The following is a 20,268-nucleotide window of genomic DNA, read 5'->3' on the forward strand; positions in this document are numbered from 1 at the left end:
CTCTCCCTTTTGGTTGTTGGATTTAGTCAGGCGTCAAGTGCGTGGCAGTCTCCTACGCGCCAGCCGATTTCGATGGTTGTTCCGGTGCCAAAAGTCGGGTGTTCCTCGGCATTCGGGATCTTCAGGATGAAGTCGTCCGATCCGCAGGTGCTCAGCCGCAAGCGCAGGTGATCGCCGAGATAGATCAGCTCTTCCACACGGGCGGCGACCACGTTGAATTCGGGATTATGCGGAGGGTTCACGACAACCCGTTCGGGACGGATCGACAGCAAGGTTCCGGACCCTTTGACCCCGACATTGACTGGCACGGCCTGCACCGTTGCCCCGCCATCCAGCGCCACAGCACATTGCGTATCGCCGACTTCCCTCAGAGTCCCGGACAGCTTGTTGTTTTCCCCGATGAACTGCGCGACAAAGCTGGTCTGCGGGCGTTCGTACAGTTCAGTCGGGGTGGACAGTTGCTGAACGATGCCGTTGTTGAACACGGCAATTCGGTCAGACATGGTCAACGCTTCGGACTGATCGTGGGTGACATAAACAATGATCACGCCAAGCCGTTCGTGAATGTGTTTGATCTCGTATTGCATCTGCTCTCGCAGCTGCTTGTCCAGGGCGCCCAGGGGTTCGTCCATCAGCACCAGTTCAGGTTCGAACACCAGTGCCCGGGCCACGGCGACACGCTGTTGCTGGCCACCCGACAGCTGGGCGGGCCGCCGTTCGCCGAATGCCGAGAGTTCTACCAGATCCAGCGCCCTGCGGACCTTGGCCGTGATCTCGTCCTTGGTGAATTTGCGCACCGCCAGCGGAAAGGCCAGGTTTTCAAAGATCGTCATATGCGGAAACAGCGCATAGTTCTGGAACACCATGCCAATCCCGCGTTTGTGCGGCGGGATCAGGTTGATCGACCGGCCGTCGATCAGGATGTTGCCCGAGGTCGTTGATTCAAACCCCGCCAGCATCATCAGGCTGGTAGTCTTGCCCGAGCCGGACGGCCCCAGCATCGTCAGGAACTCACCCCTGACGATGTCCAGGTTCAGGTTTTTCACAACCAGCGTTTCGCCGTCATAGGTCTTTTGCACCCGGTCAAACTGAACAAAGCCCTGCTCGGTCCCCGAGGGGTCGACGGAGCGGGTTTGCGCGAGGGATTCCAACATCTCAGGCATGCTCCTCTTCCAGCGCGGCAGCGATCCACGCATTCACCCGCGCGGCGTTCTGATCGACCCATTCCTGCGCGGCGTGATCTGGGGTCAGGCCATCCGTGACCACGCGGCGGTCAAGTTTGGTGATGGTCGCAATGCCCAGGTTGATCTGCCCCAGCAGCCGGTGAGCCCAGATCGGGGTGTGGTCCAGAAAATCGGTATTGGCCGTGATCCAGCCGGTGTCGTTCGGACCCATGCTTTGTTTTGGATCGGCAAGCCGCCGAAGCGAGACCTGATCGTTCAGGAAACAGGGTTGCCAAATGGCAATCGCGAACTTCCGACGCGCCTCATACGCGCTTAGCGTATGTGCCACCCAATCCGCTTCCTCACGCGCGTCGATCTCGAACCCGGCCTCACTCAGGCCATAGGCCTCCAACGCTGCAAGCGCGCGATTGGTCAAGACTGCACCGCCGGGGCCGACAGAGACGATCTTCTGTTCGAACCCGGCATCGCGCAGGTCGGTGATCGCAGCCACCTCATACTCGGACACATAGTCGGGCACCGCCAGAAAGAACGCACCGCCCTCAAAGATAGCGCCCATCCGGCGCGCGCTGTGCTGCACGGTCTCCCAGAACTCGGCGTGCCCGCTTGGCTGCCAGCTGGCAACGAACACGTCAATCTCGCCAGAGCCGAGCTTGGGATAAATTGTCTCGTGAAATTCGCGAACGAATGAGATGTCTGCGCCAGCCCGCTTCAAGATGGCCCCAACAACAGCGCCTTGCACCGCATAGAACGAAAGGGGCGGCGAACCGATCACGACGTTGGTTTTTTTCACAATATGTCCTCCGAACCGGCCCACTGCTCCTGGCGTGCCGCGTTGGAGAAACTCTATCGAGAGGCTTGCCGCATCGACAAATTAGCTTCGCTCACCTGATGGATAAGTAGCCAGCAAGGCATTGTCACATAATGGTTATTTGACAAACCAGCAGCGTGACGGTGCGGGTGGGCAAGATTTCGGCAGGTACCCAGCCGGGGGTGTTAATTGGAACTCACGGTAAAACCGAATGTAGGGGGCCTGTCCCTTGCACAGTCAATTGGGCCGTGTCGGAATCACACTCAATCCCGGATGTCGGGCGTGTCCTGGGGGCCTTCGAAAAACGCCGCCCAACAGGGCTTTCGCGGAACTCATCGACCTCATCCAGCAACCAGTCCTGGAACACCTGCACCTTCTTGCGTTCGGCATTCAGTTTCGGACAGACCAGATAGTAGCTCTTGTTTTTCATAGGGCTACCGAAGGGTACCACCAATGATCCTTCTTCGATGTTGCGCGCCGCCGAAATCATGCTGACCAGGGCAACCCCGTGTCCGTCAAGGGCAGCCTGCAGGCACATCTGTTCGTCGCTGTAGGTCGCTACAATGTTGTTAGGAGAGGATGTGACGCCAACCCCCGCAAGCCATCCGTTCCAGTCGGGGTCGATCTCGGAAAAACCGCCCCATTCATAGCTGATCAGAGGCTGGTCGATCAGGCCTCCCGGATCGCCGGGGGCCAGCGGGAAATCCGGCGCGCAAACGGGTGCCACGAAATCGTCGAGAACCCAGGCCGAATGCAGATCCGGGTAGTCCCCGAACCCATAGCGAATGGCCACATCAATTTGCAACCGCTGGAAATCCACCGGATCATCCGAGCTGTAGAGGCGAACGGACAGATTCGGGTTTGCCTTTTTGAACCCAGGCAGTCGCGGGCTGAGCCAAGTGTTTGCAAAGGATCTGGTGGTCGACACCACCAGTTCGCCCTCCAGATCATCCAGCCCCAGCGCGACGGACCCCGCCGTCAGCCTGTCAAAGGCCTCGTGCACGAACGGCGCATAGACCGCACCTTCGGCGGTCAGCGTCAGCGACCGCGTCAGCCGGTGAAACAGCTTGACGCCAAACTGGTCCTCCAGCGCCTTGACGTGATGGCTGATCGCGGTCGGCGTCACGCAAAGCTCTTCGGCGGCCAGCTTGAAGCTCAAGTGTCGTGCTGCGGCGTCAAACGCCCTGAGGCTGTTCAGCGGAGGAAGACGGGTCACGGTTAATAGCCTGAGTTGTATCCTTCAGAAATTGCAGTTCTGCGGGTTTCCGAGATCAGGGGTCGCCAGATCACACCGCCTGCCCGACAATCTTACCTTTGCTTTTTTCCGACACAAAGACACTTTATCCAACAACCCCGTCCGTCCCGTCCCCATTGCCCATAAGCCAAGCCAACAGCGACTCCGCGTTCGACGCCATCATGGGCGCGTCCGGGGCATTGTCGTCGAAACCGGGCTCGGGCAAAAGGCATTCGATCTGATCGTCATTCACAACCATGGCATACCGCCAGCTACGCAATCCCATGCCGTCGGCGGTGTATTCCACCAACATGCCCATCTTGCGGGTGAAATCCGCGTTGCCGTCTGGGATGAACTGAACCTTTTCGATCCCCAGCGCCTTGCCCCATCGGAACATGACAAAGGCGTCATTTACTGACAGGCAATAGACTTCATCAATGCCTTGTGCGCGGATGTCATCATAAAGCGCCTCGAACCCCGGCAGGTGTTCATCGGAACAGATGGGCGAAAACGCCGCCGGGACAGCAAAGATCACGATCCGGCGGCCCGCGCACAGCTCCTGCGCCGTGATATTGCGCCATTCAAACGGGTTTTCCAGTCTGGGGTTGTCAACGCGGACCCGCGTCTGAAACGTTGCGGGTGGAAGATCTGCGCGCATCTTGGGGCTCCTGTAGGAAAGGGGTTTGCTGGCCGCTCAGTCCGATTTGTCGAGCGCGCCAACCATTTTCAAAAGGTCGCCGAACCGGGCGACGGTCAGGAACAGCCCCACCGCTGCCAGAACCGCAAAGACCGACACCGCCGCCATCGCGGGCGAATAGCCATAGCGTAGCGAGTTCACCACTTTGATCGGCAGCGTTTCGACCGTGAACCCAGCCACCATGAAGGCGATGATGTATTCATTCATGCTGAGCACAAAGCAAAAGGCCGAGGCGCCAAAGAGGAACGGCAGGATCAGTGGCAGGATCACCGTGCGGAAAATCGCGCCTTCGCTTGCCCCGAAGGAAGAGGCCGCGTCCAGATAGGCATCGTCGATGGTTTCCAGCCCCAGTGAGATCATCATCAGCGGGATGGTCACCAGAAACACCGAATGTGAGATTGTGGTGGCCCAGAACGACCCATAGCCGCCGATCTCGGACCAGAAGATCAGGAACCCCAGCGCCGACGTCACGGGCGGCAGCATAAAGGGCACCAGCCCAAGGCCAAACAACGCCTTGGCAAACAGCACCCCATGCCGCCACAGCATAAAGCTGATCGGCAGGGCAATGGCGACCGCCACGATTGTGGCGATTGCGGCCACCATCAGGCTGATGCCAATGGGGTCGAGCCATTCAGAACTGCCAAGGACATCTTTGTACCAATCCAGCGTGAGACCGCGTGGCGGGAAGTACAGCCGTTTCTTTTCGTTGAACGACACGCCCGCGACCACGATGAAGGGCAGCATCAAAAACAGCGCAATCACAAAGACATAGAGTTTGCCAAGTCGGGTATGCATGGATCAGACCTCGGTCTTTTTGGTCAGCTTGCCGACGCCGATGATCAGGGCAAAGCAGATGATGCACAGGAACACGGACATGGCGGCGGCAAAGGGGATGTTGGATTTGTAAATCGCCTGATCGGTGATCAGCACCGACAGGGTCCAATCCGCTGGTCGGCCCAACATCTGCGGAAACAGGTAGGCTCCCAGCGCAAACACAAAGACCAAAACCAGCGCCGAAATGATCGTGCCGCGCAGCGCCGGGATCACTACGGTGAAAAAGGCGCGGATCGGGCCTGCGCCCAGAGTCGCGGCAGCCTCGGGCAAGCTGCGGTCAAAGCGCGAGATTGGTGGGTAGATTGTCAGTACCGCAAAGGGGAAACAGAAATGCAGCATGGCGATCATGATGGCGATGCGGCTGGGGTAGTAGGATATGGGCCGGTCCAGAACGCCCAGCCACACCAGCACATTCGACACCCCTGCCGTGCGCGACAGAAGGATGGTCCAGCTAAAGCCCAAAATGACCTCGGACAGGGTCAGGATGCACAAAAGCAGGATGACGATAGGCACCTGAATGCCCCGCCGCATCCGCGACGTCAGATAGGTGAACGGCACCGCAAGGCTGACGCAGACCACTGAAATCACGGCACATAAGGTCAGCGACCGCGCCAGCGCTGTCAGGAAGACCGGATCAAAAAAGGCGGCATAGTTGGTAAACACGAAATCGGGCTCATAAAACCCGTCCGGCACCCGGTAATAAAAGCTGACCGCCCCCATGATCAGGAACGGGTAGAGGAAGAAGACCAGCAGCATGATCCCCGGCGGTATGAGGATCAGGGTCTTGTGATCCACGCCGCGGAACCAGGGCATGGGGCGGGGAACGGTGGCGTCTTGCGTTGCCATCAACCTAAGCCCGGATCAGATGCGCGGTTTCGGGGATATGCAGCCGCATCTTATCACCGACGCTATAGCCCAGCGGCTGGCCCGATGACTCCTTGACCAGAAACTCATGGGCCCCTGCCCTTGCCTGCACTTCGATCTCGGATCCCAGATCGCGGATCAGGCTGACATCTACGTCAATCGCATTGGGTGTCTGGTCCGAATGCGTCGCCAGTCGCAACTGTTCGGGACGCAGGCACAACAGGCTCGGCGTCAGATCCCGGCTGATCCAGTCGGGCGCGGTCACCTTCAGGCTCTGGCCGTTGAATTCAAACGTCCCATCACTGCAGGCGATCCCCTCAACCAGGGTCGAACTGCCGACAAAATCCGCCACAAAGGGCGTGGCCGGTTTGCGATAGATCTCCAGTGGGGATCCCACCTGCTGAATCTCACCGTGATCAATCACCACAACCACATCCGACATAGTCATCGCCTCGCGCTGATCATGGGTGACGACGATGGTGGTGATGCCCAGGGTCTGCTGCAGGTCGCACAGTTCTGTCTGCATATGTTCGCGCAGCTTGGCATCCAGTGCCGATAGTGGTTCGTCCAGCAGAAACAGACGCGGCTCCATTGCCAGCGCGCGGGCGATGGACACGCGTTGTTGCTGCCCGCCCGACAGCTGTTTGATCGACCGGTTCGCGATATGGGGCAGTTTGATCAGTTCCAACAGCTCTTCGGCGCGAGCGCGACGTTCGGCCTTGGGTCGTCTTTGCAATTTCAAACCGTACGAGATGTTTTCCCACACGTTCAGATGCGGAAACAGGGCATAATTCTGAAACACCATGCCCACGTTGCGTTTATAGGCGGGCAGTCTGGTAACATCCTCGCCGTCGAACCGAACGGTGCCTTCGGTGGTGTCGTCCAGGCCGGCCACCAACCTGAACATAGTGCTTTTGCCACTGCCCGAGGGCCCAAGAAAGGTGATCATCTTACCCGAAGGCAGATTGAGGTTGATGTCTTTAAGCGCTTCGAAATTGCCAAACCGTTTCCAGACATTTTCCAGGGTCAGAGTGGTCATAGTCTTGGGCCTTCGTCAGATCAGGATATCGCGCGCGAAAACTCGGTCGCGGTCCAATCGCCCCAATCGGTATAGAGGTGATAGGCAGGCGCAATCGTGTCCTTGCTGGTCGAGACCTGATCCCATTCCTCATCGGTCAGGTCGGTGGTGTCCTTGGGCACAACCGGGCCACCGCCCAGATTACGCGCCAGCAGCGCCTGTACAGGTGGATCCAGCGTATAGTTCAGGAACTCATGCGCCTGATCGCGCAGGGCGGTGCCTTTGGAAATGCCCCAATAGGCCGGGTTCTTGACGGCGCCTTCCTTGGGGAAGATGCGATCAATCTCGATCCCTTCGGCCTGGGCCACGGTGGCCACGTCGTTGTAATAGATGCCAATCGGCAGCTCGCCGGTTTCCAGACCGTTCTGGAACTGCGCCTCGTCGCGATACCACAGGGCGACGGTGTCTTTCAGCTCGCTCACTTTGGCCAGCACTTCCAGCACGCCTTCCTTGGTTTGCAGGATATCGGGTCCGCCAAAATAGGTCGCCGCGGTGATGTCGATGATGTTCGATATCTCGGGCTGGGCCATCACGCCCGCCAGACCCGCATTGGCCGGGTTCCACAGCTCGGTCCAGCTGGTGGGGGCTTCGGGGAAATCCTCTTGCAGGGTGACCAGGATGTTGAAGTAGAAGAACCACGCCACGCCATTGGGATTGCCATCCTTGCTTTGGCTCAGGCCCTGCACTTCGGGCAGGTATTTGGCGTTGGGGATGCGGGACATGTCCAGCTCTTCGATGATGCCGGCATTGGTGGCGCGCACCATCGGGATCGGGATCAGGGCCGAGACATCCAGCGGTACGTTGCCCGCCCGGATCGCCTGCGCCAGCTGCACCACCTGCGCGTCACCATTGGGGGTACCGATGGATTGCACCTCGATCCCCGTGGCGGCAGTGAATTCGGGGTACAGCTTGTCGGCCAGAACCTCTTCGAAAAACCCGCCCCAGGAACCGATCTTGAGCGGCTCGGCGGCGGCATGGACAGCTGGCGCGTAGAGGCCGGACGCGCCAGCCAGCACTCCTGTCGCTGCCGAGGTCTTCAGGAATTGACGACGATTGAACCGGTTTTTTCCGCTTGGCATTTTTTCCTCCCTTGTCGTTGCCCAAAGCATGAAACAGGGGGGGCTTTACGCTCAATTGATAAGAACTCAGTCCGGGGATGAGGTATTCTTGCGCTTAAAAACCGAGGGCTGCGCCGTCATAATCTCCCACAGAAAAGGGGCACACCGATTGGCGTGCCCCTGAAATTTGATATTTTTCTGTACGTTACGCAACCAATTCGCTGGCCGCCTGCTTTGTGCGCTTCTGTGCGGCCGCGACTGAGTCTTCAAAGCGTTTGTCTCCGAATTCCTGATATTCGATCGCAATGGTTTCCATCTCTTTCGCGTCAGCGCCAAGGTAGTGCGCGCTTGCAAGGATGGCGGGGTCCAGCCCGTTCAGATGCGCGCGCTCTCCGCCTTCGGCAAAGCCGAATTCCCCGCGTGAGGACAGTACCACCAGCTTTTTGCCGGTCAGGATCGGTTCGATGGGGGTGTCGCCGCGCGCGAGATCAAAGCTGAAGGTGACTCCCACACGGGCGATCAGATCGAACCATGCCTTGAGCGATGCGGGCATGGAATAGTTGTACATAGGCGCGCACAGCGCGATCACGTCGGCGGCCTTGATTTCTTCGATCATGGCGTCGGACTCGGCCAGTGCCCGCTTTTGCGCCCCGGTCAGCTCACCCGGGTCGGTAAAGGCAGCCGCGATCCAGTCTTCGTTGATGATTGCGGGCGGGTTCAGGCCCACGTCACGATGGGTCACGGTGCCGCCACCTGAGGTGGTCCAGCTTTCCTCAAAGGTCTGCGCCAGCTCACGTGTGAGGGATCGATTTTCGCGTGCACTGGAATGCACGACTAGCAGTTTTTTTGACATGTCAAGGGTCTCCAATTGGTGTCAGGGGGTGTCAGATTTCAAATCGGTCGGCGCTCAGGCCGGTTGCGGCGAATGCTTCTGGGATAGATGGAAGAATATCCCAAGCCTGCGCCGCGATAGCCCAGCCATCGGGGTTTTTGACCAGCAGAAAGGCACTGATATCTTCGGTCACTTCGCTGCGGTTTTCGTGCATCTCGCACCCCGCCATCGCCACGGCCACATTCCCGGTCACCCAGATGTGCAGACCGACGCCTTTTTCCTGGAACACCGGGATGCGTCCGCTGTCGCGCAGGCTTGCCATACGGTTCCCGAAATCCTCGGCGGATTGGGCTTTTGCCGGCCGTGCGGATGCAAACAGTCGAGCGTCCGGCAAATAGGCTGCCGCCAACGCCTCGGTGTCCGGTGGAGTTGTTTCATCCCAGCACAGGGCGCGGAATTGGCGGGCGATCAAAGCGGCGATTTCCGCTTTGTCGCGGGTAACGTGATCTTCTGCGGTCATGCGAACACCTTTGATTTCAATGAAAATAGAACCGGAGCGATACGTTCTGCACAGACCAGAACAGTGTCGTCATCCTTTGGCACACCACACAGTGTTATCGAGTGGCCCGGCCTGCGCCCCTTTGCGGGCATTGCCAAGGACGGCATATCCAGAAACGCCCCCATCATGGTCAGACTCAGCGCGCGCGCGTTTTCCTTGGCAAAGCGATCTGCATCAGTGGCAACCATAGCCAATTGAACAGGCAGCGCGGGCACGGTTGGCAACATCATCAGCGCCCCCTCCAATTCGGCATCGATCTGCACAATCAGGTCTTTGCGCGCCGCCCTCAGCGTTGTGCGGCTTTCAGGGTCCAACAGCAGGCCCTGTTGCAATCTACGCCGGATGTTCGGGTCCAGTGCCGGATTGTCCAATCGTGTGTAGGCCGACAGGGTTTCGGGGGCTTCGGACGCCACCAATGTGCCCAAGCGCGCAAACAGGTCGCGGACGTTCGCCAGGGCCGCGACGGGGCGGACGTCAACCTGCCAGCCCTGCAAGCGCAGCGCAGATTTGGCCTCATCCATCAGGGTCTTGATTTCGGGATCAACGGGGCCGAGGCTTACGGCGTCAGGGACGACGATCCGGTCAATCCGCCGGGCATTCTGGTCTGTGCTGCGACGCAGCACTGTGTCTAATAGCCGTAGTCCCGCCAGATCACGCGCCATTGGCCCGGGCGTATCCAAAGAGCGCGACAGCGGCAGGATCCCATCATCCTCATACCGCCCCATCGTTGGGCGAAACCCGTAGATCCCCTGATAGGCTGCCGGAACCCGGGTTGACCCTGACGTATCCGTTCCAACGCCCAGATCGGCAATTCCCAGTGCAATCGCCGTGGCGCAACCGCTGGAGGACCCACCCGGAACCAGCGACGCATCCCATGCGTTCAGCGGAGTTCCGAAATGCGGGTTCAAGCCAAGCCCGCTAAAGGCGAATTCAGACATGTTGGCATGGCCCATCGGCAAACCGCCTGCATCGACCAGCCGCTGAACCAGAGGGGCGTTCCGGGCTGCGGGTTCAGGTATGAAGCTCCGTGTACCTGCCGTTGTTGGCATGCCGATTATGTCGATATTACCCTTGATAGCCACCACGGCTCCTTGCAAGGGACCGATGTCCTGGCCTTGGCTGACACGGGCGTCAAAACTGTGGGCAAGCTTGTGCAGCCACGCATCATTGCGCGCACAAAAAACATGCGCAGCCGACGGATGATCGGCGCATCCAAGCGCATGTGCCAGGCCAGTGACAACAGACATCAGAACAAGACGGGTTTGGTATAATAGGGCAGGTCTTCCACTCGAACTGCAGCTGGATCTTTTGCCGCTTCGGAACGAACATGCGCGGCAATCTCATGCATTGGCGCAAACCAGACGTCGCCACGTTCCAGAATGGCTTCCAGCCACTGCTCGACCTGACGCCACCGCGCCAGACGACCGGTCAGGAAGGGGTGCCAAATGGCCAGCCAGAAACCTCCCGCCTCATATTGCGCTTCGAATTCTTCCCAAAACCCCTCCAAACCCTGACTGGGTCCGGCAACAGGCATCATGTATCCGATTTCATCGTAATGGGCGAAAGGCGGCCAGTCATCCGTGCCCCAATGCACCGGCAGTTCCACCAATGAACCCTGATCTGTCTTCATCAGATACGGGATGTCGTCCGCCATCAGCGAGCTTTCGTACTCGAACCCATGCTCGATCATCAGATCGATCACAATCTGGTTTACGTTGTAGACCGGCGCTCGATAGCCCTTGGGCGTGTTGCCGATGACACGTTTGTGGCTCTCAAGTGTGCGCTCGAACCACTCGCGCTGCTCGGCTGGGCCATGGCTGGTCGGGTCTTCGTGCAGATAGCCGTGATGGCCAATTTCATGACCATCCTTCAGGATCATTTCCATCGCGTCCGGGTATTGCTCGACCACCCAGCCAGGGACAAAGAACGATTGTTTCAGGCCAAACTTCCGATAGGTCTCAAGAATACGAGGGATCGCAACGGTTGGGCCGTAACGCCCCATCGAGATCGGGTACAGCCGATCATGCCCATCAATGGGGCGCGAGATATGAATCAGGCTGTCAGCATCGATATCAAAGCTGATCGCACAGGCGCAGCGTGCGCCGTTGGGCCATTTGATCGGATTGCGGATCATGATGTTTCCTTTCCTGTCAGTTGCCGCCGGCGCTGTAGCGCAGCACGGGAGCGGGCGTCGCAGGCCTCCGCATCGCAGCGCCTTCCCAGCGCGCGTACCATCGCAAAAGATGCGGTCTCAGCTGGGCCGCCAGCGCCCGCGCGCTTCCACCCGGAGGGGCTGCCGACAGCTCCTGCCGAAGCCGCTCCAGCACCAGTTCTTCGTCCACCTGGGCAGGCCGGCCATCCGCGACTGCAAGCTTCCCGTCCACAATCACGGTGCGCACGTCCTCGGCCCGCGCCCGCGCCACAATCAGCTCAATCGGGTCAACACCCGGCGCGCACCATGGCGCCATCGGGCGCGCCATGTCGATCACAACCGCGTCGGCACAGAACCCAGGCCTCAGCTGGCCCAGATCATCCGCGCGTCCCATCAGGCGCGCGCCGCCCAGCGTCGCCATAGCAAAGACATCTCGTGTCGACAGGGTCGCCGCCGTGGAATGCGGTGGCGTGTTGAGTGCCAGTCCTAGGCGCATTTCGGCAAAGATGTCTTCGGCCCCGCCCAGCGTGGTACCATCCATCCCCAGAGCCAATGCAACGCCCCGGGCCTGCATCTCGGCCGCCGGCGCAACCCCCGAGCGCAGACGCAGGTTCGAGCCGGGATTGTGACTGACCTGCGCGCCGCTTGCCGCGATTTCCGCGATGTCGTCCTGAACGGCCCAGACCACATGCGCCATCGACAGCCGTTCGCCCAAAAACCCGATATCTGCAAACCGCGTCATCAGTCGCTTGCCGTGGATCTTCTGGCTTTCCAACCCCTCGTAGTAGCTTTCCAGCGCGTGGGTCTGGATGCGTGTGTCCAGTCGTTCGGCCTCTTTGGCGATCTGCGCCAGAAGCGACTCGGGCGTCCATTGCGGCCCGGTCGGTCCGAACCAAAACTGCTGCATAGCGTCGCCTGACGGCACCAGCGCCTGCATCAGCTCCAGATAGTCCTGTTCGGACAGTCGCTTGCGCTCGGCCTCGCATTCCATGAGCGCGGCAAAGACATCCTGCGGCAGGCTTTGCAAAAATGCTGCCTCTTCGCCTGCACCGTGGACAATGCGGTTCTGCCAGCGTTCGCCTGGTGCAATCGCGGCGCGGATACCCACATCGCGATAAGCCTGGGCCTTTTCCTCCAGTCGGGCTAGACTCTGCGACAGGCTTGTCCCAGCCGAACACATGTCGACCACTGACGTTACGCCGGTTTTGATCAAACGCTGTGCGGCATGGGCTGTTGAAACATAGGGTGACAACCCCACCATGGACGGGGCCGCAAACATCCAGGACTCCAGAAAGTCATCCGCAATGCCCTGATTGGCCAGCTCGACTCCGTAGCAATGGTGATGGGCGTTGATCAGACCCGGAATCACCGCGCTGGTGTCGCCCCCGAACTCAGGCACACCGACATGGCGGGCGCGCATGTCATCGACAGGGCCAACCTCGATCACCCGCCCCTTTGACACGGCGACCGCGTGGTGGTGCAGCACTTCGGTCGGATCGGGGATGACCCATCGACCGGTCAGGAGCATGTCCGCCATGGCACCAATCCTCAGACTAGATCAACCCGAAATTCAAGGCGATCAGGGACCGTACCCTCGCCGTTCACCGGGGTTACATCCTGCGGACAGGCCGACATGACCGCGATCACATCCATTTCGGCCCGAAAGCGCATGTAATCGCCGGGTTTCGAGACAGGCGGAGCAAAGTACGTGCGCCCGTCCGGCTGAATCGGGACGTTCATCCAAAGATTAAAGGGCGCCGGAATGGCCGGGGCACGCAACCCTATGGCAATCAGAGCCTGCCGCAGGTTGTCGGCGCAATTATCGTGGTATTCCCCGACTCCGAGTTGACGGTAGCGCGCGTGGTCACAGGCCGCAATCACCGTATCATGAACCCCGGGCGAAGTATCCTCGGTGATCGTCATCAGCGACCGGCGAAGGTTCGACACTATTCCGTCTCCAACCTTTGGCATGATCGACAGGATCGAGGTATGCAAATGCTCCATCGAGCTGTATTCGTCCAGATCATCAGCATTGAATATCCAGAAGTCGCAAACCTGATACCCAACGGGGTTGGTTACCGTCAGGCTCTGTCCCTTGGAAACCCGCACGGCCCTGCCGCATCTTGCGGGGATTTCATAGGTCCTGCCCAACTTGGGCGTTCCGCCATCCGGCAAACCGATTTCAAGACTTTGATTGGTGCCATCGGGCTGTCCGGGGTCAAAGGAGGAATCCTTCATGGAGCAATCCTTGCTAAATAACTTGCTGCCCCTAATGACACACCATCCCAACGGCGGCGGAAACTGAGGAAATCTCAGGTCATGCTGAAGTTTAATTGCGCTGAGGGCCAAATCGAACTGAACTTTGGGACGTCGGGACTCGAGCCTATGGGTAGATGAATTTCACTCAACTTCGGGCTGACGATTCATCGTGTGACAAGTTGCTTTCCCTGCGGCTTAGCTTGCGAGAAGCGTGCAGGAGGACACCAATGAGCAACCAGGAACGAAACAAGGCGACCGTCGCCGACATCTACGCCACCTGCTGGAACAAGAATGACATACATCGTGTGGATGAGATCTTTGACGAAAACGTTCGTCACGGCCTTTTGCTGGATGGCTGGCCGTCGGGTCGTGATGGGTTCAAAAAGCTGGTGGCCTTCTGGCGCGAAGCCTTCCCTGACATCCACGAAGACGCGATCGACCTGGTGGCAGACGGCAACACCGTCATGTCCCGTTTCCGCCTGCGCGGCACCCATACCGGAGATTTCTACGGCATCCCGGGCACGGGCCGCAAAGTCGACATCTACGGCGCCGAGTGTTTCAAGTTCAACGAGAACGGCAAGGTCACCGATTACCTCTATCACGAAGACACGCTGGGCCTGTTTTTCCAGCTGGGCGTGATGCCTCTGCCCCATCTGAACATTGCCGGCGTTGACGGCGCCGAAAAACAGTAATTTCCAGCATTGGAGAACAACATGACTGCCTTGCCCAAGGACCTGCTGGACAAACTGCCCGGAGTCACCAGCGACGAAACCCTGTCAAACACCTATCTTGGCAACGTGGTCGAACTAGCCATCGTCACCGACGATCACGTAAAAACCATGGCAGGCCTGTGCCGGCTGGGCATCGGGCCCTGGGCGGTCTATACGTTTTCGCCCGAAAACGTGACCGACCAGACCTATCGCGGCGAACCCTGCGACTTCGCGCTCAAGGTCTGTTTCGCCAAATCCGGCAACATGATCTGGGAACTGATGGAGCCGCTATGGGGGCCGTCGATCTTTCGGGATTTTCTGGACAAGAACGGCACCGCCTTTCACCACGTCGCCTATGACTGCAACGATGCCCCGTGGGAGGAACGCCTTGCCGAGCTCGAAGCGCGGGGGTTCAAGATTGTGCAATCGGGCAAATGGAAGGGCAAGAATGCATTTGCCTTCTTTGAAACCGAAGACGCCACCGGCACCACATTCGAAACATACCACTTTCCCGAGGACTGGGATTACCCGGAACCGGAAAGCTGGTTCCCGTCACCTCCCCCGGGAGAAGTGACCTGGTAAGGCACACTCCCTGAACTGACGCGGCGCCGGTCTGACCGGTGCCGCGCTTTTTTCCAAGGATCGCAGCTTGCGGACATTAGACTTTTCAGATCAGACCGTCCTTGTCACCGGCGCCAGCAAGGGGATCGGCCATGGTGTGGCCCGGCTGTTTGCTGAAAGCGGGGCGGATGTGCATATCCTGGCACGGGGACCGGACACGCTGGACGCCGCCGCGCATCTGTCTGAACAGGTAGGTCGCAAGGTGGCTGGCTGGGTCTGTGACATTACCGATAGCCAGAACATCGACAGCGTGTTTTCCCAGCTGCCGAAACTGGACACATTCGTCGCCAACGCAGGCCTGGAACTGGTCACCCCGATCACCGACACCTCTGCCAAGGGCGAAGCCCGGTTCCGCGAGATAATCGACATCAACGTGATCGGCACCTACCTCAGCACCCGCGCCGCCGTGCCGTTGAAGAAAGAGGGCGGAAACATCTTCATCACTTCGTCTATCTGGGGTACGACAGCCGCGGCGGAACTGAACGCCTATGTCGCATCGAAACACGCGAATATCGGGTTCATGCGGGTTCTGGCGAAAGAGCTGGGGCCGCGCGGCATCCGCGTCAATGCGGTCTGCCCGGGCTGGGTGCTGACCGGCCCGGCCCGCGAAACCCTTCGCCAGATGGCGCAGGACAAGAACCTTTCCGAGGACCAGGTGGCCGAACAGATCAATGAAGGGCAATCCCTGCCCGGCATTCAGTCGCCAGAGGATGTGGCGCTCAGCTATCTGTACCTCGCCTCCCCGCTGGCACGCAACATCACGGGGCAAAAGATTAACGCAGACCGGGGCTCGATTCAGGGCTAGACTGTCCCGGACCTCCCGTTCAAAGGAAGCAAGAAATATGAGCCGCCTGCCAAATCTCAAAAGTATCCAGGCGTTCGAGGCCGTCGCCCGCCACCTGAGCTTCAAACATGCGGCCGATGAACTCTGCGTCACGCCAACGGCAGTGTCCCATCAGGTGAAATCCCTGGAAACGCACCTGGGGCTTCAACTTCTCAACCGATCCAACCGCTTTGTTTCGCTGACGCCCGATGGGATTATCTATGCTGAGCATGTTTCAAAGGCCTTTGAACATCTCACCGCCGGCACGGACGCGCTGGCCAAGGACGAAATTTCAGGAGACCTCACGATAACGGCGACCACGTCTTTTGCCTCTAACTGGCTCAGCCCGCGTCTTGCTCAGTTTGCCGAGCTTTACCCCAATCTGTCCGTCAGGATATTGGGCTGTGACGAGGTGACAGATTTCAAATCCGAACCGATCGACATCGCGATACGCTATGGATATGGCGACTATCCCGACATGCACTGCGCCTGGGTCCTGGACGACTACGTCGCACCGGTCTGTAACCCGGTGTTGGCCAACGACCTCAAGACCGCCGAAGACCTTTCAACCGCTCGGCTGATTCAGTACGAATGGTCCGGTTTTTCCGAAACCGACCCCAGCTGGGACAAATGGCTCAAGGAAAACGACACCCAGGTCGAAAGCTTTCGCCCTTTTGTCACCTACTCCGAGGAACACATGTGCCTGCTGACCGCAAGTGACGGGCACGGGGTTGGCCTGGTCAGCCTTATCGCGGCCGAACGCTATGTCCGGGACGGCAGGCTGGTGGTTCCTTACAATCACAAAATCAAGAACAAGAGCTATTACCTGGTCTGCCCCCATTCGGTCGCGCGGAAATCGAAAATCAAGGCCTTCCAGGACTGGCTGCTGGATCAGGCGGACCTGTTCCGGGAAGGCGAATTTGGCAGGGAATATTTCTCCTGAAACATCCGGGGTGGGGGCCGCCCTGTGCGTGCCCTCATGAGGGCACGCGGAACATGCTGAGGAACCTGGGATCAGGCCATCGCCGGGCGCACCGACTGGTCGTGCTGCAACTCTTCCATGTCGGAATAGCGGTCGCCAATCCGGTGATGCGGGCGCCCGCCGGTGGCGACGCCAATGGCGATCAGCACCTCGTCCGGTCGCCGTCTTTGAGAAGTGCTTCAACGTTGTCCATCGCCTGATGGCATTGCTGCTCGAATCCCGTATGGGTTTTGCCATCCGGAGAGACGCCGATTTGCCCTGACAAAAATAAAAACGACTGCGGAGCAGTGATCTGGGTGCCGTGCGCATAGATACCTTGATACTGTTCCGGTACAGCGCGCAGCGAGGCCAGAGCCAAACGGTTAATCATCTGAATTCCTTTGCGTGTTCGCAAATTTGCCGCCGAAAACTTGGGCGAAATCGAACATCAGCAACAACAAAACATCAGGGCCAGGCATCAATGTTTGTTTTGGCTCGCTCAGCTCTGATCGGTAATACTGACGATCCGACCGGCTTCAACACGAAAGGCAGATGCACCTCGGAATCGAAGCTGCTGCCCTGCTGTCCACCCATTTGGCAAATCAGCTGAAACCACCGCTGAATAGTCGATCTCAACCAAGGTAACAGCTTCGACCGTTATCATGTTTGTCACCGTTTGCTGACGGCTTTTAAACGCTTGCACGCCGGTAGCGGCCAAATCGGAAAAGGCTTGTTTCCCTGACGTTTCAACCGTGACGTCTCCGTCGACGATGTTTCGAAACACCACGTCATCATAAAGGTAGGTGATCATGCCGGCCACATCCATCTTGTTATAGGCCTCGATGTAGGCTGCAATTACTTCGGGAAGGTCACTCATACTATGTCTCGCGCAGCGCCGGATACCCGTACCGAGTTACCTTTTACATCATCCAACGACACATGGATCAAGGATGGGCTGCCCATGTCTTCACCCTGGCGGATCGTGAATTCACCCCCGTGTGGCCAGTTGCTATCACGCAAATACCCTGCAAAGGCTGCAGCTGCCGCGCCCGTTGCCGGGTCTTCCAGAACACCTCCCGAAGCGAATGCATTGCGCGCAATGAATGTCTGATCGGTTTCTATGAAGACAAGCATCGCAGTGACCAAATTATGATCGCGCATCACCTGCCGCCCCTTGTCGAGATCATATGTCATTCCAGCCAGTCGGGTTCGACTCTTTAGCGGCAGTACGACATGATCAGCACCACCATGGATATGAGCCGGGGCTAGGCGCGGATCGAGGTCATCCACCGTCAGATTGAAGAGCGTCAGGATATCGCTCGTTTCTGCGTCTGCCAGTGCGCGGCTTTTGGTTGGGGGTGATGACAGGGTGGCAACTACGCCGTCGGGTGTAGTGTCCGTATCCACCGTGATCGTTGCGTCATTCAGGGTCAGGGAATAGGTGCCGGCCCCACTATGTCGCCCGAGCGCGGCGCCCAGGGCAATTGTTGCATGGCCACAGAATGGAACCTCAGATTCAGGGGAGAAGTAACGAACACGCCAGCTCTTTTGTCCACTATCTTGTGCGACGGCAAACGCAGTCTCTGAATATCCGACCTCAGCCGCGACCCGGGCCATTTCCTCGACACTGGCTTCGCTTTCTAACAGTACCACACCTGCCGGATTTCCGCCTTCCGCTCCTTGGCTAAATGACGCAATACGCTGGATATCCATCTTTGTCTCCTTAGTTCTGCTTGCGGCAAACTATCGGAAAGACCTGGGAAATGTCCCAGCACTGATGAAGGACAAATTGAAAATCTTCTTTCACATCATTGCCCGGCTCTCTAAACTTCTTTCATGTCGAAAGAACTGGATCAAACAGACTGCCGAATCGTAGAGCTTCTCGATTCCTATGGCCGTACCAGCCTTGCAGATATTGGAAAAAACGTAGGTCTTTCCGGCCCCGCCGTCGGCGAACGCCTGCGCCGCCTTCAGGAAAGCGGTTATCTCACAGGCTTTGGTGCCCGGATCGATTTGCGACGTTTTGGCTATACAATCCAGGCTCTGGTCCGGATCAAACCAAGAAGTGGGCAGCTTCACATTGTAGAGAAGATGATCGAGGAGCAGCCTCGCTTTATTTCATGTGACAGGGTCACTGGCGATGATTGTTATGTCGCGCGACTGCTTTTGAAAGAGATCAGCGAACTCGACGATATCCTTCTGCCCTTCCACGACCGAGCTGAGACCAACACGTCCATCGTAAAATCTTCGATCTTCGAGCACAGATTGCCGCCCCTTGACCAGCCCTAGATCTCGGAACGGCTTTTGGCATCTACGAGCGCCAGTCCTTGGTCTTTGCTTCCAGCCATTTCCTGAACCGCCGTATCTTTTGCGAATTGCGGTGGCTCTCCGGGTAGACAAGCCAGTAGCCTGATCCATCTTCACAAGTCAGATTGAACGGTTGAATCAATCGCCCGCTTGCAAGCTCATCCTTGAAGAACGCGGGAGTCAGCATTGCGACGCCCTGGCCAGAAATGGCGGCGTTGGCTTCCAATACCTGCGGGCCGAAATGGTGGCGGACTTCGTCTGACAGTTCCGGCCTTGCCAATCCCGCCTCTGCAAACCAACGGTTCCACCATGGATCGGAGGGTGACAGGATGTGGAGGCGCATTAGGTCCTTGGGATCCTGAACGCCGCCGATGCTTTCAGCCAGATCCTTGCTCAACATTGGGGTAAAACGGGTTTGGATTAGAAGATGGCTCGATAGTCCACGCCAGTTGCCTTTGCCGCCGCGAATGGCGACGTCGAAACCACTGGAGACAAAATCGGTCAGGGTTTCACTCACTTCCACCCGCACCGCAATATTGGGATTTTCCACCTGAAACCCTCCTAAGTGCCGCGCAAGAAAATTTGTGGCAAATGTTGGAATGACACTGATTGCAAGCGTTTCCTGAGAAACGCCTTTCGCCTCGTGAAACGCATCACTCAAAACGTTGAGTGCTTCGGTCGCCTTTTCTGCGAAACCAACTCCAATATCTGTCAGAGATACTCCGCGTGCCTCGCGACGGAAGAGTGGTGCGCCAACCCGTTCCTCAAGGATCTTGATCTGATAGCTGACAGCAGCCTGGGTCATCCCAAGCTTGTCCGCCGCAACCGTGAAGTTCTTGCTCCTCGCGGCCTCTTCGAAAACCCGAATTGCAGCCAATGGCGGAAGATCACCTCGGGAAGCCATTTAAATTCCTTATGCTGTTGGGTGCTGTTTTGTTTGTTTTACAACCATTCAACCGGCCAATCGTATAGCAGTCATCAATTTGATGAATGTGAGGACCATATGAAACTGCTGACGTACTTTCAAAGCTTTCTGAATCGACTTAATGCAACCCGCGGGAAAAAAACCGTTCACTTAGGTGAGTTTCTACACTGGTCGGGCCACATGAAAAGAGACATTGGCATGGATTACCCGACACCACCGGAAAGGTGTTACTTTCAAAGATCATCCTGGTAGTGCGAAGGCGTCGCGAAGTTGAGCAGCCTCATCTGACTGGTCCAATTTGATTGTTAGTGCATCATCGGCCTGTGATCCATCGGGATGATGGTTTCCGGCGCTGGCGGGCG

23 protein-coding genes are annotated in these 20,268 nt (G+C 58.1%); 5 read left to right on the forward strand and 18 right to left on the reverse strand.

Annotated elements, in window-relative coordinates; all coding sequences use genetic code 11:
- Nucleotides 1–26: 26 nt before the first annotated feature.
- The 14 genes from ACR0B3_RS22450 to ACR0B3_RS22515 form a co-directional block, all read right to left on the reverse strand.
- Nucleotides 27–1,154, reverse strand: a complete 1,128-nt coding sequence (locus tag ACR0B3_RS22450; RefSeq protein ID WP_480811045.1) for an ABC transporter ATP-binding protein — start codon at nucleotides 1,152–1,154, stop codon at nucleotides 27–29.
- A gap of 1 nt (nucleotide 1,155) precedes the next feature.
- Complete coding sequence (locus tag ACR0B3_RS22455) at nucleotides 1,156–1,974, reverse strand: glycine betaine ABC transporter substrate-binding protein (RefSeq protein WP_480811019.1); 819 nt, start codon at nucleotides 1,972–1,974, stop codon at nucleotides 1,156–1,158.
- Nucleotides 1,975–2,188: 214 nt separating this feature from the next.
- Entirely contained in the window at nucleotides 2,189–3,208 is a 1,020-nt protein-coding gene (gene gcvA / locus ACR0B3_RS22460; RefSeq protein WP_480811020.1) for a transcriptional regulator GcvA, read from the reverse strand.
- 124 nt (nucleotides 3,209–3,332) lie between these two features.
- A complete protein-coding gene (locus ACR0B3_RS22465) occupies nucleotides 3,333–3,884 on the reverse strand; it encodes a redoxin family protein (protein WP_480811021.1) in 552 nt (183 codons plus the stop codon).
- Nucleotides 3,885–3,920: 36 nt separating this feature from the next.
- The gene (locus ACR0B3_RS22470) at nucleotides 3,921–4,718 is read right to left on the reverse strand and encodes an ABC transporter permease (RefSeq protein ID WP_480811022.1); all 798 of its coding nucleotides are present in this window, start codon (nucleotides 4,716–4,718) and stop codon (nucleotides 3,921–3,923) included.
- Nucleotides 4,719–4,721: 3 nt separating this feature from the next.
- Nucleotides 4,722–5,603 carry an ABC transporter permease gene (locus tag ACR0B3_RS22475; RefSeq protein ID WP_480811023.1) on the reverse strand — a complete coding sequence of 294 codons (882 nt, stop codon included), beginning with the start codon at nucleotides 5,601–5,603 and terminating at the stop codon, nucleotides 4,722–4,724.
- A 4-nt stretch (nucleotides 5,604–5,607) separates the two neighbouring features.
- A complete protein-coding gene (locus ACR0B3_RS22480) occupies nucleotides 5,608–6,660 on the reverse strand; it encodes an ABC transporter ATP-binding protein (RefSeq protein WP_480811024.1) in 1,053 nt (350 codons plus the stop codon).
- 20 nt (nucleotides 6,661–6,680) lie between these two features.
- The gene (locus ACR0B3_RS22485) at nucleotides 6,681–7,778 is read right to left on the reverse strand and encodes an ABC transporter substrate-binding protein (RefSeq protein WP_480811025.1); all 1,098 of its coding nucleotides are present in this window, start codon (nucleotides 7,776–7,778) and stop codon (nucleotides 6,681–6,683) included.
- Between the two features lie 184 nt (nucleotides 7,779–7,962).
- Nucleotides 7,963–8,610, reverse strand: a complete 648-nt coding sequence (locus tag ACR0B3_RS22490; protein ID WP_480811026.1) for an FMN-dependent NADH-azoreductase — start codon at nucleotides 8,608–8,610, stop codon at nucleotides 7,963–7,965.
- A 31-nt stretch (nucleotides 8,611–8,641) separates the two neighbouring features.
- Nucleotides 8,642–9,109, reverse strand: coding sequence for a hypothetical protein (locus ACR0B3_RS22495; protein ID WP_480811027.1), 468 nt, complete (start codon nucleotides 9,107–9,109; stop codon nucleotides 8,642–8,644).
- A complete protein-coding gene (locus ACR0B3_RS22500) occupies nucleotides 9,106–10,395 on the reverse strand; it encodes an amidase family protein (protein WP_480811028.1) in 1,290 nt (429 codons plus the stop codon). The genes ACR0B3_RS22495 and ACR0B3_RS22500 overlap by 4 nt, the downstream gene beginning before the upstream one ends.
- Nucleotides 10,395–11,282 (reverse strand): polysaccharide deacetylase family protein, encoded by an 888-nt coding sequence (locus tag ACR0B3_RS22505; RefSeq protein ID WP_480811029.1) that lies wholly within the window; start codon nucleotides 11,280–11,282, stop codon nucleotides 10,395–10,397. Before ACR0B3_RS22505 ends, ACR0B3_RS22500 begins: the two co-directional genes overlap by 1 nt.
- Before the next feature lie 16 nt (nucleotides 11,283–11,298).
- Entirely contained in the window at nucleotides 11,299–12,837 is a 1,539-nt protein-coding gene (locus ACR0B3_RS22510) for an amidohydrolase family protein (protein ID WP_480811030.1), read from the reverse strand.
- A gap of 11 nt (nucleotides 12,838–12,848) precedes the next feature.
- Nucleotides 12,849–13,538: a DUF1989 domain-containing protein gene (locus ACR0B3_RS22515; protein ID WP_480811031.1), complete on the reverse strand. Its 690-nt coding sequence runs from the start codon at nucleotides 13,536–13,538 to the stop codon at nucleotides 12,849–12,851.
- Nucleotides 13,539–13,786: 248 nt separating this feature from the next.
- Between ACR0B3_RS22515 and ACR0B3_RS22520 the strand changes: the two genes are divergently transcribed.
- The 4 genes from ACR0B3_RS22520 to gcvA (ACR0B3_RS22535) all read left to right on the forward strand — a co-directional run bounded on the left by ACR0B3_RS22520 (nucleotide 13,787) and on the right by gcvA (ACR0B3_RS22535) (nucleotide 16,656).
- The gene (locus ACR0B3_RS22520; protein WP_480811032.1) at nucleotides 13,787–14,251 is read left to right on the forward strand and encodes an ester cyclase; all 465 of its coding nucleotides are present in this window, start codon (nucleotides 13,787–13,789) and stop codon (nucleotides 14,249–14,251) included.
- Nucleotides 14,252–14,272: 21 nt separating this feature from the next.
- Complete coding sequence (locus ACR0B3_RS22525; RefSeq protein ID WP_480811033.1) at nucleotides 14,273–14,851, forward strand: VOC family protein; 579 nt, start codon at nucleotides 14,273–14,275, stop codon at nucleotides 14,849–14,851.
- Between the two features lie 67 nt (nucleotides 14,852–14,918).
- Nucleotides 14,919–15,695: an SDR family NAD(P)-dependent oxidoreductase gene (locus tag ACR0B3_RS22530; protein ID WP_480811034.1), complete on the forward strand. Its 777-nt coding sequence runs from the start codon at nucleotides 14,919–14,921 to the stop codon at nucleotides 15,693–15,695.
- 37 nt (nucleotides 15,696–15,732) lie between these two features.
- A complete protein-coding gene (gene gcvA, locus ACR0B3_RS22535) occupies nucleotides 15,733–16,656 on the forward strand; it encodes a transcriptional regulator GcvA (protein ID WP_480811035.1) in 924 nt (307 codons plus the stop codon).
- A gap of 181 nt (nucleotides 16,657–16,837) precedes the next feature.
- Here the strand turns inward: gcvA (ACR0B3_RS22535) and ACR0B3_RS22540 are convergent, their stop codons facing one another.
- The 3 genes from ACR0B3_RS22540 to ACR0B3_RS22550 all read right to left on the reverse strand — a co-directional run bounded on the left by ACR0B3_RS22540 (nucleotide 16,838) and on the right by ACR0B3_RS22550 (nucleotide 18,387).
- Nucleotides 16,838–17,065, reverse strand: a complete 228-nt coding sequence (locus ACR0B3_RS22540) for a RidA family protein (RefSeq protein ID WP_480811036.1) — start codon at nucleotides 17,063–17,065, stop codon at nucleotides 16,838–16,840.
- A gap of 108 nt (nucleotides 17,066–17,173) precedes the next feature.
- Complete coding sequence (locus ACR0B3_RS22545; RefSeq protein ID WP_480811037.1) at nucleotides 17,174–17,551, reverse strand: nuclear transport factor 2 family protein; 378 nt, start codon at nucleotides 17,549–17,551, stop codon at nucleotides 17,174–17,176.
- Complete coding sequence (locus ACR0B3_RS22550; protein WP_480811038.1) at nucleotides 17,548–18,387, reverse strand: PhzF family phenazine biosynthesis protein; 840 nt, start codon at nucleotides 18,385–18,387, stop codon at nucleotides 17,548–17,550. Before ACR0B3_RS22550 ends, ACR0B3_RS22545 begins: the two co-directional genes overlap by 4 nt.
- Nucleotides 18,388–18,510: 123 nt before the next feature.
- Here ACR0B3_RS22550 and ACR0B3_RS22555 point away from each other — a divergent pair, with 123 nt between their 5' ends.
- Nucleotides 18,511–18,963: an Lrp/AsnC family transcriptional regulator gene (locus ACR0B3_RS22555; protein WP_480811039.1), complete on the forward strand. Its 453-nt coding sequence runs from the start codon at nucleotides 18,511–18,513 to the stop codon at nucleotides 18,961–18,963.
- Between the two features lie 22 nt (nucleotides 18,964–18,985).
- Here the strand turns inward: ACR0B3_RS22555 and ACR0B3_RS22560 are convergent, their stop codons facing one another.
- Nucleotides 18,986–19,885, reverse strand: coding sequence for a LysR substrate-binding domain-containing protein (locus tag ACR0B3_RS22560; protein ID WP_480811040.1), 900 nt, complete (start codon nucleotides 19,883–19,885; stop codon nucleotides 18,986–18,988).
- Between the last annotated feature and the right edge of the window lie 383 nt (nucleotides 19,886–20,268).

It is taken from the genome of Ruegeria sp. CE9, from assembly GCF_056537425.1.

Excerpts from the sequence above, each read along its gene's own strand:
- ACR0B3_RS22450 (WP_480811045.1), bottom strand. The coding sequence starts at position 1,154 with ATGTTGGAATCCCTCGCGCAAACCCGCTCCGTCGACCCCTCGGGGACC.
- ACR0B3_RS22465 (WP_480811021.1), bottom strand. The coding sequence starts at position 3,884 with ATGCGCGCAGATCTTCCACCCGCAACGTTTCAGACGCGGGTCCGCGTT.
- ACR0B3_RS22470 (WP_480811022.1), bottom strand. The coding sequence starts at position 4,718 with ATGCATACCCGACTTGGCAAACTCTATGTCTTTGTGATTGCGCTGTTT.
- ACR0B3_RS22475 (WP_480811023.1), bottom strand. The coding sequence starts at position 5,603 with ATGGCAACGCAAGACGCCACCGTTCCCCGCCCCATGCCCTGGTTCCGC.
- ACR0B3_RS22480 (WP_480811024.1), bottom strand. The coding sequence starts at position 6,660 with ATGACCACTCTGACCCTGGAAAATGTCTGGAAACGGTTTGGCAATTTC.
- ACR0B3_RS22485 (WP_480811025.1), bottom strand. The coding sequence starts at position 7,778 with ATGCCAAGCGGAAAAAACCGGTTCAATCGTCGTCAATTCCTGAAGACC.
- ACR0B3_RS22490 (WP_480811026.1), bottom strand. The coding sequence starts at position 8,610 with ATGTCAAAAAAACTGCTAGTCGTGCATTCCAGTGCACGCGAAAATCGA.
- ACR0B3_RS22495 (WP_480811027.1), bottom strand. The coding sequence starts at position 9,109 with ATGACCGCAGAAGATCACGTTACCCGCGACAAAGCGGAAATCGCCGCT.
- ACR0B3_RS22500 (WP_480811028.1), bottom strand. The coding sequence starts at position 10,395 with ATGTCTGTTGTCACTGGCCTGGCACATGCGCTTGGATGCGCCGATCAT.
- ACR0B3_RS22505 (WP_480811029.1), bottom strand. The coding sequence starts at position 11,282 with ATGATCCGCAATCCGATCAAATGGCCCAACGGCGCACGCTGCGCCTGT.
- ACR0B3_RS22510 (WP_480811030.1), bottom strand. The coding sequence starts at position 12,837 with ATGGCGGACATGCTCCTGACCGGTCGATGGGTCATCCCCGATCCGACC.
- ACR0B3_RS22515 (WP_480811031.1), bottom strand. The coding sequence starts at position 13,538 with ATGAAGGATTCCTCCTTTGACCCCGGACAGCCCGATGGCACCAATCAA.
- ACR0B3_RS22520 (WP_480811032.1), top strand. The coding sequence starts at position 13,787 with ATGAGCAACCAGGAACGAAACAAGGCGACCGTCGCCGACATCTACGCC.
- ACR0B3_RS22525 (WP_480811033.1), top strand. The coding sequence starts at position 14,273 with ATGACTGCCTTGCCCAAGGACCTGCTGGACAAACTGCCCGGAGTCACC.
- gcvA (WP_480811035.1), top strand. The coding sequence starts at position 15,733 with ATGAGCCGCCTGCCAAATCTCAAAAGTATCCAGGCGTTCGAGGCCGTC.
- ACR0B3_RS22540 (WP_480811036.1), bottom strand. The coding sequence starts at position 17,065 with ATGATTAACCGTTTGGCTCTGGCCTCGCTGCGCGCTGTACCGGAACAG.
- ACR0B3_RS22545 (WP_480811037.1), bottom strand. The coding sequence starts at position 17,551 with ATGAGTGACCTTCCCGAAGTAATTGCAGCCTACATCGAGGCCTATAAC.
- ACR0B3_RS22550 (WP_480811038.1), bottom strand. The coding sequence starts at position 18,387 with ATGGATATCCAGCGTATTGCGTCATTTAGCCAAGGAGCGGAAGGCGGA.
- ACR0B3_RS22555 (WP_480811039.1), top strand. The coding sequence starts at position 18,511 with ATGTCGAAAGAACTGGATCAAACAGACTGCCGAATCGTAGAGCTTCTC.
- ACR0B3_RS22560 (WP_480811040.1), bottom strand. The coding sequence starts at position 19,885 with ATGGCTTCCCGAGGTGATCTTCCGCCATTGGCTGCAATTCGGGTTTTC.